The following is an 11,170-nucleotide window of genomic DNA, read 5'->3' as shown; positions in this document are numbered from 1 at the left end:
GCTGCGTCAGCGCAAGTCGTCGGTCTCGAAGTAGATCCCGGTCAGGCCCGTGGCCTGGAAGGCACGCTGGACGGCGGCATCAGGCCGGGCCAGGCCTTGCAGGGGCACATCGACCTCGCCCCGCACCTGCGGTGCGTCCAGCCGCACGATGTGGTCAAAGTCCGGCCGCCGGTCAATCGTCTTGAAGGCGAACCACTCACTGCCCTTGCCGATCAGCCGATAGCGCCCCGTCGAGGCCTCTCGCGGCGCGGTCTTGAGGCGCCGGAACAGCAGCACCTCGTCGAAGACGACACGCTGCTCGCCCGCCTGCGGCTTGCCGCCGCGCTCGAAGTGTCCCTCGAAGAAACGCGCCTTGAACTCGCGCAGTGGCTGGGCGTGGCCAGCGCCCAGCCGTAGCAAGTCGATAGTCTCGGGGTCGAAAGTCCAAAGCCTGGGCTCGCGCGCCAGCGTCTCGCGCAGCGCCTTGTCGGCGGAAGCGTCGGCCAGGTGGAAGCGCAGCAGGATCTGGCTGTCATGCGGCGTGTGGAACATCGGCAGGTGCGAGGCATACAGCCCCTCGCGACCACCGAAGACGGCCATGCCGTGGCCGCCGATTGCGGTCTCGGCATGCAGGGTGGCCGGAAGGCCGGCGGCCAGAACAAGGAGTGCGCGGCGACGGGTGTTCATGCCGCCATTCTGGAACGTTGCTCGCGCCATGTCGCGCCGGGGTTGGGCCTGTCATCGGCCGCTGCGCCCTGCGCGTTGGCAGCTGCGCAAGGGGCAAACCGCCCAACAACACCGACGACGGAATAATCCCCCCATGCCACGTTCCCGTCTTGCCCTGATCCTGCCCCTGCTGCTTGGCACCCTGCTCGCCGGCTGCGGCGCCCTGCCCTCTGCGGCCGACAAGGCCAGCAAGGTCTACCTGCGCGAAAGCTTCGCCGCCGAGGAGACCTTCTCGCGGCTGTTCGACGCCAATGTCGAGTCCACCTGCGAGGCCGCCCGCCGGGCGCTGCTGAGCCAGGGCTATGTCATCAGCAAGGCCGAGACCGGGGCCGTGCGCGGCAGCAAGCACTTCCAGCCCGGTGGCGAGGCGCATGTGGAGATCGCCTTCAACGTCGTCTGCGTCGGCGACGGCCCCAAGCAGCAGATCGCCACCGCCTACGTCAGCGCCCAGCAAGACCGCTACGCGCTGAAGAAGAGCAACCAGGCCGCCAGCCTGGGCGTCAGCGCACTGGGCTCGATCTCGGTGCCGATGTCGTCAAGCGACGATTCCCTCGTCAAGGTCGCCTCCGAGACCATTCCCGCCGGGGAGTTTTACGACCGCTTCTTCGTGCTGATGCAGCGGATGCTGCGCGAGAACACGAGCGAGCGTTGAACGCGCGCTGCGGGAGCGTCGCGCCAGTTTCAGCCGGCAGGACCGCCTGACCGTCGATTGCATCCTGGGTGCGAGCCGCCGGCGTGCGTGGGGCAACCGGGGAACCGCGTAAAACCGCACGCGCACCGTCGGGAACGTCGTTTCCACGGTATTGCGCGAATAAGTGATCCCCAGAACACTCGCGAGCTCAGATCTTCCGAATCGGCCTGTGCCGGTTTCCTCGGCCCGCAAGCGCGTGCCGCTGCAATCGTTTGGCACTCGTTCCATGTCCAACCCCCTGAGCACTCCATGTCAACCTTGTCTGGTTCACCCCACCCCGTTGGCTCCAAACCCTCCAGCACGCCGGTGTGGGCGCGCTTCGGCGTGGGGTTGTTCCGCAACATGCGCTTCCCGGCCAAGGCGGCGGTGATCCTGCTGTTCCTGCTGGCGCCCATCCTGGTGACCTTCTGGACGCTGGTGTCGGACCGGCTGGCCGTGGTGGCCGCCACCCAGCTGGAGCGCCAGGGGCTGCGCGGCGTGCAGCTGGTGGTGCCGGCGATGCAGGCGACGCAGTTGCTGCGCCGCGCCCTGGTGGACCAGGCCAACGGCGTGGACCGCCCGGACGTGGCCGAGCTGCGCAACCGCTTCAAGGCGGCCATGGACAGCCTCGCCACGCAAGGCAAGCCGCTGCTGGACAGCCTGCCCCACCCCGGCACCGAGCACTGGGACGCGCTGGTGGCAGCCCGCAAGGCCGCAGACGGGCAGCCTGCCGGGCTCAGCGCGGCCGACGTGCGCAAGCCCTACGTCGAGATCAGCCTGCAGCTGGGCGAACTGGTGCAGCACCTGGTCGATGAAAGCGGCCTGGCGCTGGACCCGGAAGGCGACTCCTACTACCTGATGCTGATCGGCACGGTCAATCTGCCCGACCTGCTTGAGACCTTTGGCCTGACGCGCGCCGCGCTGGCCAATCTGGCGGCGGCAGAGGCGCCGAGCAGTCAACTTACCGCGCAGGCGGCCGCCAGCCTGGCGGTCGACAAGAAGTCGGTGTCGCAGGTCGAGGCCAATCTGGCTCACGCCGCCGACTTCAACACTGCACTGGCAGTGGCCCAGCACAGGGCTGCACTGCAACCTGCCAAGGCGTTCGTCGCCCAGATGGAGCCGCTGGTCATGCGCCAGACCACCCAGCTGCCCCCTTCGGCCGAGATCGTCAGGCAAAGCACGGCGGCCCTGCAGAGCCTGGGCGAACTGCAGAAGGCTGTGGCCGCCGAGCTGGACGGGCTGCTGGCAGCCCGCGAAGCGCGCCTGCACCGCCGCATCGCCTTCGTGAGCGCCGTGGTCACGGTGCTGGTCCTGGGCGGGCTGTACTTCTTCTATTCGTTCTATCTGTCCATGCGGTCCGGCATGCGCACGCTGACCCAGCGCATGGGCGCGATGGCGGCAGGCGACCTCACGGACACGCTGGTGGCCAAGGGCAAGGACGAAACCGCCGACCTGCTGCGCTCGCTGGCGGAGATGCAGACCTCGCTGCGCGGCACCGTGCGCGACGTTCGCCACGCTGCGGACGCCATCATCCTGTCGTCCCAGGAGGTGGCTGCGGGCAGCCTGGACCTGTCCCAGCGCACCGAGCAGGCGGCGGCCAACCTGGAGGAAACCGCCTCCGCGATGGAAGAGATCAGCGCCACCGTGGCCAGCACGACCGACGGCGCCGGCCAGGCGGCCAATGCGGCCGCAGGCAATGTGAAGCTGGCCAACCGCAGCGGCGAGGTGATCGAGCAGGTGGTGGGCACGATGTCGGGCATCGAGGCTTCCAGCCGGCGCATCGGCGAGATCATCGGCGTCATCGACAGCATTGCCTTCCAGACCAACATCCTGGCCCTGAATGCCGCGGTGGAAGCGGCCCGGGCCGGCGAACAGGGCCGGGGCTTTGCCGTGGTGGCCAGCGAGGTGCGCGCACTGGCGCAGCGCAGCGCCGACGCGGCCCGCGAGATCAAGCAGCTCATCCTGGAAAGCGGTGAGCGCGTGGACGGCGGCCAGAAGATCGTCGCCGAGGCCGGTGCCACGATCCGCGCCGTCGTCGACAGCACCCGCGAGGTGGGCGACCTGCTCGGTGCCATTTCCAGTGGCGCGCGCGAACAGGCCCAGGGCATTGCCCAGATCGGCGTGGCCATCAACGAGCTGGACCAGATGACACAGCAGAACGCTGCGCTCGTCGAGCAGACGGCTGCGGCATCCAGCGCCATGCGCCAGCACGCCGAGCAGTTGGCGCAGGCCGTGGGCGCCTTCCGCCTGCCCTGAGCAGCACGACGGTGCCGGGCGGCGCAATGGTCGACTGGCTGAACCGGCTGCGCCAGCACGCCAGCCTGTACGACGTCAACGACGAACAGGCCGGCGCGTTCCGGGCCCAGCAGATGCAGGCCGTGCTGGGGCTGACGCCGCTGGCGATGTCCATCCAGCTGCTGTGCGCGCTGGTCGTGCCGCTGGCCCTGTGGCAGCAGCTCAGGCACGACGCCCTGCTGCTCTGGTCATGCGCCATCACCGCGCTGGCGACCGTGAGCTTTCGTGCCTGGTGGCAGTCCCGCTCGGGGCCGCCGCGCCGGACGGCGTCCACCCGGTCGCTGCGGCGCGTGATCCTGCACGCAGCGCTGCTGGGCTCGTTGTGGGGCCTGCTGCCGCTGCTGTGCCACGACCTCGCCGACGCCGACGCGCGCTACTTCGTCGGCCTGCTCGTCACGGGCATGGTGTGCGCGGGCGGCTTCGCGCTGGCGGCAGTGCCGGTGGCGGGCACGCTGTTCGTGGCCCTCGTGGGCAGCGGCGCTGCGGTGGCGCTGGCATGGCGTGGCGGCGCGCTGGCGCCCGCCTTTGCATTGCAGCTGGGCGGCTACTCGGCCATCGTCGTCTACACCGTGTGGGCATCGGCTCGCATGATGGCCGCGCGCATGGTGGCCGAGGCCCGGGCATCGCACCAGAACGATGTGATCTCCCTGCTGCTGCGGGATTTCGAGGACCACGCCACCGACCTGCTCTGGGAGCTTGACGCCGACTACCGCTTTGTCCACGTCTCACCCCGGCTCGCGCTGGCGCTGAACATGGACGAAGTGCAGCTGCGCTCCGCTCCCGCGTTGCAACTGCTGGAGCCCGTGGTGGCGCAGGACGACGAGGCGGCCCGGCTCTGGGCCGACCTGAAGGCCCTGCTGCAGCGCCGCGAGTCATTTCGCGACCAGACCTTGATCGCGCAGTCGAAGGCGGGCCGCAAGTGGTGGTCGCTGAGCGCCCGGCGCCTGACCGACCACCAGGGTGGCTTCAAGGGCTGGCGTGGCGTGGCGAGCGACATCACCGAGCGCCAGAAGGCCATGCAGCGCCTGAACTGGCTGGCGCACAACGACGCACTGACCGGCCTGGTGAACCGCACGCAGCTGCGCTCGCTGCTGGAAGGCCTGCTCACCGGCGACCCCTCCTCGACGCAGCCGCTGGCGCTCATCGTGCTGGACCTGGACGGCTTCAAGCATGTCAACGACAGCAAAGGCCACGCGACCGGCGACCAGCTGCTGCAGGTGTTCGGCCAGCGCCTGCTGGCCACGGCGCGCCGCAGCGACGCGGTGGCACGCTTGGGCGGCGACGAGTTCGCCATCGTCGTGCAGAGCGCCCCCGAGCCGGCCGCCCTGGCGCAGATGCTGGAGCGGCTGCTCAACAGCCTGGCGGAGCCCTGCCGGGTCGACGGGCAGCTGTTCGCGCTGCGTGCCAGCCTCGGGGTGGCGTTGGCGCCCGCCGATGGCTGCGACGCCGACACGCTGATGAACCACGCGGACATCGCCATGTACGCGGCCAAGCACGCCGGCGGGCACCAGTACTGCTTCTTCAACCCGGCCCTGGCCGAGTCCGGCCGACGCCGGGTGGCGATGACGCAGGCACTGCGCGGCGCCCTGTCACGCGGGGAGTTCCGCCTGGTCTACCAGCCGCAGGTGAGCTCGCAGGACTGGCATGTCAGCGGGTTCGAGGCCCTCATCCGCTGGCGCAACCCCGAGTACGGCGAGGTCGGCCCGGCCGACTTCGTGCCGATGGCCGAGGCGGCGGGCCTGATGCCCGCCATCGGCGACTGGGTGCTGGCACAGGCCTGCGCCGACGCGGCCGATTGGCCCGGCGCGCCGCAGATCTCCATCAACGTGTCTGCCACGCAGCTGGACCGGCCCGACTTCGTCGCGCGTGTCGAGGAGCTCGCTGCACGGCTGGCGCCGGGCCAGGTGGAGCTGGAGATCACCGAGTCGACGCTGATCAACGACGCCGACGCGGCGGTGGCCATCCTGCGCTCGCTGCGCGCCTGCGGCGTGCGCATCGCGCTGGACGACTTCGGCACCGGCTACTCGGCACTGGGCTATCTGCGGCGCTTCCCGTTCGACACGCTCAAGATCGACCGCAGCTTCGTCAAGGACCTGACCCGAGACGGCGAAGCGCAGGTGCTGGTGGACGCCATCCTCGCGATGGCACGCGCGCTGGGCATGTCGGCCGTGGCGGAGGGCGTGGAGAGCCAGACCGAGGCGGACCTGCTGCGGGCCAAGGGCTGCGAGACGCTGCAGGGCTACCTGTTCAGCCGGCCGCTGGAGGCGGACCAGGTCGCGCCCTTCCTCGCGGGCTGGCGCACCCGCGCGCAGACGCCGCCGCCCGCCACGGCGCCCGCCAACGAAGGCTAGTCGGTCTGCGCGGCAGCAGGCATCGCTGGCCACCGCCCTTCGCCCATGGGGTAGATTCGCCCCGCCGCCTGCCGCCCCGCTCCCCGCCATGAATCGACTCCAGTCCGAGTTGCAGCGCCTGTATCTGCTGCCCTCAGCCCGCCCGACCGATGTCGGCGACGGGGCGGAGCCCGTGCGCTCGATGGTGCTGGAGCTGGCCCGCCCGGCCGACTGGGACGCGCTGTCCCGCGTCTGGCGCGGCGTGCAGGCGGACCTGGACCTGCCCGCACCGGCCATCGCCGTGTCGGGCACGGACGGCCTGCAGCTGTGGTTCTCGCTGCAGCAGCCGGCGAGCCCTGCGCGCGCGGCGGCCTTCCTGGCGCAGTTGCAGTCGCGCTACCTGCCGGATGTCGCACCGGCAAGGCTGCGCGCCATGCCGTCGGCCACCGCGCCGGCATGGCAGGCCGCGCCGGTGCCGACACAGCAGGCGGCCACGGAGAACTGGTCGGCGTTCGTCGCGCCCGACCTCGCACCGGTGTTCGCCGACACGCCCTGGCTGGACATCCCGCCCGGCATCGAAGGCCAGGCGGACCTGCTCGCACGGCTGAAACCCATCACGCCCGACGCGCTGGAAGCGGCGATGCAGCGGCTGCAGCCGCCGCAGGCCCCGTTGCCCGCAACGCCGTCACCGAGCGAGCACCGCAGCGAGACGCCTGGCGTCGACCCGAGGCAGTTTCTTCAGCAGGTGCTCAACGACGAGACCGTGGCGCTGGCGCTGCGCATCGAGGCGGCCAAGGCGCTGCTGCACCGCCCATGACCCTGCTGCAGCGGCTGGGCTTGCAATCCCGCACGCGGCGGCGCTGGCTGACGTTTGCCTTCGCCATGCTGGCGCTGAGCGGCTTCGCGGCGCTGGCCGGCGAGATGCGCGAGGCGGACACCGCCCGCTGGGACACGGCTGCGCTGCATCTGGCGCAGCAGTGGCGCGCCACGCACCCGCTGGTGGAGGCCATCATGCGCGAGCTGAGCAGCCTGGGCAGCACGGCGGTGATGACGCTGTTCACGGTGCTCGCTGCCGGCTACCTGTGCGCGGTGGGCCGGCCGGCGCGGGCGGTGGCGGTGAGCCTGGCCATGGTCTCTGGCGCGCTGGCCGTCACGGCGCTGAAGATGGGCTTCGGCCGCGCGCGACCCGACCCCGCCTTCGCCGCGCTGGTGCAGGAAGGCCTGAGCTTCCCCAGCGGCCACGCCAGCATGTCCGCCGTGTTCTACCTGACCATGGGCGTGCTGCTGGCGCAGCGGCAGCAGGGGCTGCGGGTGCGGGCCTACCTGATCAGCATCGCGGCCTTCATGACGGGCTTGATCGGCGTGACCCGCGTGATGCTGGGCGTGCACTGGGCCAGCGACGTGCTCGCCGGCTGGGCCTTCGGCGCCGGCTGGGCGGCGCTGTGGTTCTGGATCGCGTCCCACCTGCGGGATGCGCGGCGGTCGGGCGGGTCATGACCCGCCATTGGGTGGCGTGGGCCCGCACCCCGCAGCCATCGCGTGATGCCACCGAACGGCGGGTCGCGACCCGCCCTAGGCCTAACTGGCGCCTAACTGGCCAACCGCTTGGCCCGTTCCAGCAGCAGCGCCCGCTGCACCTCGTTGTCCGTCAGCTCTGCCGCGCGCTGGTAGGCGTCGCGCGCCTCGCCGACGCGGCCCAGCCGCTCCAGCACGTCGGCCTGCGCGCCGGCCAGCCACGGGTAGCGCTTGAGTTGCGGCTCGGCGGCCAGCGCATCCAGCAGCGGCAGCGCGGCCGCCGGACCCTGCGCAAAGCTGAGGGCCACCGCGCGGTTCAGCGCGATGACGGGCGAGGGGTTCAGCGCCAGCAGGCGGTCGTAGCCGGCGACGATAGAGCCCCAGTCCGTGTCCTCGGCGCGCGCCGCGCGGGCGTGGCAGGCGGCGATGGCCGCTTGCAGCGTGTAAGGCCCCGGGTCACCGAACGACAGCGCGCGCTCCAGCGCGGCCAGGCCGCGGCGGATCAGCAGCGTGTCCCAGCGGCGGCGGTCCTGGTCGGGCAGCAGCACGGGGCGGCCTTGCGCGTCCAGCCGCGCGGGCAGGCGCGAGGCCTGCACCTCCAGCAGCGCCGCGAGGCCGTGCACCTCGGCGTCATCGGGCAGCAGGTGCTGCAGCTGCCGCGCCAGCCGCAGCGCCTCGTCGCACAGCGCCGGGCGCAGCAGGCTGGCGCCGCTGCCGGCGCTGTGGCCCTCGTTGAAGATCAGGTAGACGACGGCCAGCACGGCGCCCAGGCGCTGCTCGCGCTCGGCCGGCCCGGGCAGCTCGTAGGCCTGGCCGTTGAGCGCCTTCTTGGCACGCACGATGCGCTGGGCGATGGTGGCCTCGGGCTGCAGGAAGGCGCGGGCGATCTCGGCCGTCTCCAGGCCGCCGAGCAGACGCAGCGTTAGCGCCACCTGGGCCTCACGCGGCAGCACGGGGTGGCAGGCAATGAAGATCAGGCGCAGCAGTTCGTCGCCGATCTCGGCCTGGTCGCGCGCGGCGTCGAGGTGGTCGACGAAGTCGGGCACGACGTGCGTGCCGGCGGCCTCGTCGTCGGCTGCCAGGTGCTCGTGCTCGCGCTCCAGCATGGCGCGGCGGCGCAGGCGGTCCAGGGCCTTGTTGCGGGTGGCGGTCATCAGCCAGGCGGCGGGGTTGGCGGGCTGGCCGTCGCGCGGCCAGTGCTCGATGGCGGCGATGAGCGCGTCCTGCGCACAGTCCTCGGCTTCGTCCAGGTCGCGCAGCAGCTTGGCCGCCGCGCCGACGAGCCGGCTGCGCTCGATGCGCCAGACGCCGGCAGCGACATCCGCATGGCTCACGGTGTCAGCGACCCTCGTAGGCCTTCTTGAGGGCCGCGAGGTCGATCTTTTCCATGGCCCAGATCGCCTGGAAGACGCGCTGCACGCGCGCCGGGTCGGTGTCGCGGATCATGTCGTACCAGGTGGCCGGAATGATCTGCCAGGACAGGCCCCAGGCGTCTTCCACCCAGCCGCAGGACTTGCGCTTGCCGCCGCCGGCGGGCAGTTGCTCCCACAGGTGATCGATCTCCGCCTGGTCCCCGCAGGCGACGGTCAGCGAGAAGGCCTCGTTGAGCTTGAAGTGCGGGCCGCCGTTGAAGGCCGTCATCTGCAGGCCCAGCAGCTCGAACTGCACCACCATGACCGTGCCGGCCGCGCCGGGCGCGTTCTCGCCCCAGCGCTGGGTATGCAGGACCTGGCCGCTGCCGAAGACCTTCAGGTAATGCGCCACCGCGTCTTCGGCGCCCTTCTCGTACCAGATGAAGGGGGTCAGCTTTTGCTGGATGTGCATGGGTTTACTCCTGCGGGGGCTCACCGGACATCCAGGCCAACTCCCAGATGTGGCCGTCCAGGTCCTCGTAGCCGTGGATGTACATGAAGCCGTGATCCTGCGGCTCGCGCGGCACGCTGGCGCCGGCGGCGCGGGCCTTGGCGACGAGGCTGTCGACCTCCTCGCGGCTTTCGCAGCTCAGGCACACCAGCACCTCGGTCCCCGCCTTGGCGTCCACCAGCGGCTTGGCCGTGAAGCTGCTCGCGAAGTCCTCGGCCAGCAACATGGCGTAGAGGTTCTCGCCCAGCACCATGCAGGCGCCCTGGTCGTTGGTGAACTGCGGGTTGAAGGTGTAGCCCAGCGCCTCGAAGAAGGCCTTGCTGGCGGGCAACTGCTTGCAGGGCAGGTTGACGAAGATCTGCTTGTGCATGGTGAGTCCTTTCAGTGTGTCGACTCGGCGAGGGTCTTCAGGCGCTGCAGGGCGTTGGGCCAAAGACCGGCCATCATGTCGGCGAAGCCATCGTCCCAGCCGCTCAGGTGGATGACGAGGTGGGTGCCGCCGCCGGCCGTGGCGCTGAATTCGTAGATCTCGCGCGCCGGGTTGCTAGCGATGCTGCTGCCGGGCTTGGGGCGGCCCTCGGCCAGTTCGCCCACCAGCTTCAGCGCCACGCGCTGGTGCAGGCGGTTCTCCTCGACGATGGCGTCCATGCCGTTGCCGTCGGGGTCCAGGAAGCGCATGCGGCTGCCCTGCGCCCACGAACCTTCGTAATACGAGCCCTCGCAGAACGCGCGGGTCCAGTCGCGGTAGGCGATGGCGTCGAACATGCAGTCCCACACCCGTGCCACCGGCGCGGCGATGTCGATGCTGAATTCGAGATCCTTCATGGCGGCACCTCAGGCGGTCCGGATGGCCATGTCGCCACCGGGCGCGAAGTCGGCATCTTCGTAGAGCCGGCGCACCTCGATCTCGCAGGCGATGCCGACGAAGGGCGCGGGGAAGCGGCTGGCCCAGGCGCGGGCCTCCTCTTCGTCGCGCACCTGGATCAGCGTGTAGCCGGCGATCAGCTCCTTGGCTTCGGCGAAGGGGCCGTCGATGACCTCGGGCCGGCCATCGGCGTCGTAGCGCTGGCGCCAGCCGTCGCGGCTGGGGCGCAGGCCGGCGCCGTCCAGCAGCACACCGGCGCGCGCCATCTCGCCGTGGAAGGCGCCCATTTCCTCGAACAGCTTGGCGTACTCGGGGCCGGGCGGGTCACCGCGCTCGCTGACGGCGGTGGCGCGGACCTGGATCATGAATCGCATGGGGTCTCTCCTGGGTTGCTGAGGCGGCTCGTTCGCTGCCTTCACACCCACGACGATCCACGCAGAGCGGTTTCGACAGCGCTCGGGAATCTACTTACTCGTAGCAGGGGCCGACGCCGCGGATCTCCACGGTGGCCCACTCCGCTGCCGGGCAGCGCTCGGCCCAGGCCAGCGCGACGGCCTCGTCCTCCGTGTCCAGCAGGAAGTAGCCGCCCACCATTTCCTTGGCCTCGGCGAACGGGCCGTCCAGCACCTGGGCGCCGCCGTCGCGCTTGCTCAGCCGCTTGGCGGCAGTGCCCAGCGAGTTGACGCCCAGCAGCAGCCCTTCGGCCTGCAATTCGGCGGCGAAATCCAGCATGCGCTGGTAGGCGGCTTCGCCGCCGGTGCGGCCGCGTTCGGCGCGCTGGCCGAGGGGTTCGACGATGAGCAGCATCTGGGGCATGGCGGGTCCGCAGTCGGTGTGTGCAATGACCGCGATTCTGGCTTCCTCACTGTCACGGATATGACAGTTGCAGCATGCCCCCGATACGGCGCACAGTTGGGGTCTTAGCGG

At 70.7% G+C, this 11,170-nt stretch carries 12 protein-coding genes; 5 read left to right on the top strand and 7 right to left on the bottom strand.

The window, feature by feature from the left end:
• Positions 1–6: 6 nt before the first annotated feature.
• On the bottom strand, positions 7–666 hold the full coding sequence (locus tag ACG00Y_RS10315; protein WP_394478467.1) for a hypothetical protein: 660 nt from the start codon (positions 664–666) through the stop codon (positions 7–9).
• Positions 667–799: 133 nt separating this feature from the next.
• Between ACG00Y_RS10315 and ACG00Y_RS10310 the strand changes: the two genes are divergently transcribed.
• From ACG00Y_RS10310 to ACG00Y_RS10290, 5 genes are all read left to right on the top strand, one after another.
• The gene (locus tag ACG00Y_RS10310; RefSeq protein ID WP_394478465.1) at positions 800–1,357 is read left to right on the top strand and encodes a DUF2242 domain-containing protein; all 558 of its coding nucleotides are present in this window, start codon (positions 800–802) and stop codon (positions 1,355–1,357) included.
• 288 nt (positions 1,358–1,645) lie between these two features.
• Complete coding sequence (locus ACG00Y_RS10305; protein WP_394478463.1) at positions 1,646–3,631, top strand: methyl-accepting chemotaxis protein; 1,986 nt, start codon at positions 1,646–1,648, stop codon at positions 3,629–3,631.
• A 26-nt stretch (positions 3,632–3,657) separates the two neighbouring features.
• Complete coding sequence (locus ACG00Y_RS10300) at positions 3,658–6,021, top strand: putative bifunctional diguanylate cyclase/phosphodiesterase (protein WP_394478461.1); 2,364 nt, start codon at positions 3,658–3,660, stop codon at positions 6,019–6,021.
• An 88-nt stretch (positions 6,022–6,109) separates the two neighbouring features.
• Complete coding sequence (locus ACG00Y_RS10295) at positions 6,110–6,817, top strand: hypothetical protein (RefSeq protein WP_394478460.1); 708 nt, start codon at positions 6,110–6,112, stop codon at positions 6,815–6,817.
• On the top strand, positions 6,814–7,497 hold the full coding sequence (locus tag ACG00Y_RS10290; RefSeq protein ID WP_394478458.1) for a phosphatase PAP2 family protein: 684 nt from the start codon (positions 6,814–6,816) through the stop codon (positions 7,495–7,497). Before ACG00Y_RS10295 ends, ACG00Y_RS10290 begins: the two co-directional genes overlap by 4 nt.
• Before the next feature lie 92 nt (positions 7,498–7,589).
• Here the strand turns inward: ACG00Y_RS10290 and ACG00Y_RS10285 are convergent, their stop codons facing one another.
• The 6 genes from ACG00Y_RS10285 to ACG00Y_RS10260 all read right to left on the bottom strand — a co-directional run bounded on the left by ACG00Y_RS10285 (position 7,590) and on the right by ACG00Y_RS10260 (position 11,059).
• On the bottom strand, positions 7,590–8,849 hold the full coding sequence (locus tag ACG00Y_RS10285) for an RNA polymerase sigma factor (protein WP_394478457.1): 1,260 nt from the start codon (positions 8,847–8,849) through the stop codon (positions 7,590–7,592).
• A gap of 4 nt (positions 8,850–8,853) precedes the next feature.
• A complete protein-coding gene (locus ACG00Y_RS10280) occupies positions 8,854–9,339 on the bottom strand; it encodes a VOC family protein (protein WP_394478455.1) in 486 nt (161 codons plus the stop codon).
• 4 nt (positions 9,340–9,343) lie between these two features.
• Positions 9,344–9,748: a VOC family protein gene (locus tag ACG00Y_RS10275; RefSeq protein WP_394478453.1), complete on the bottom strand. Its 405-nt coding sequence runs from the start codon at positions 9,746–9,748 to the stop codon at positions 9,344–9,346.
• Between the two features lie 11 nt (positions 9,749–9,759).
• On the bottom strand, positions 9,760–10,203 hold the full coding sequence (locus ACG00Y_RS10270; protein WP_394478451.1) for an SRPBCC family protein: 444 nt from the start codon (positions 10,201–10,203) through the stop codon (positions 9,760–9,762).
• A 9-nt stretch (positions 10,204–10,212) separates the two neighbouring features.
• The gene (locus tag ACG00Y_RS10265) at positions 10,213–10,617 is read right to left on the bottom strand and encodes a YciI family protein (protein WP_394478449.1); all 405 of its coding nucleotides are present in this window, start codon (positions 10,615–10,617) and stop codon (positions 10,213–10,215) included.
• Positions 10,618–10,711: 94 nt separating this feature from the next.
• Positions 10,712–11,059, bottom strand: a complete 348-nt coding sequence (locus tag ACG00Y_RS10260; RefSeq protein ID WP_394478447.1) for a YciI family protein — start codon at positions 11,057–11,059, stop codon at positions 10,712–10,714.
• Positions 11,060–11,170 lie beyond the last annotated feature (111 nt).

It is taken from the genome of Pelomonas parva (assembly GCF_043555835.1).
GTDB classification, from domain to species: Bacteria; Pseudomonadota; Gammaproteobacteria; order Burkholderiales; family Burkholderiaceae_C; genus Pelomonas; species Pelomonas parva.
The sequence above is the reverse complement of the archived record's forward strand: the minus strand, read 5'-3'. Positions and strand labels throughout refer to the sequence as shown.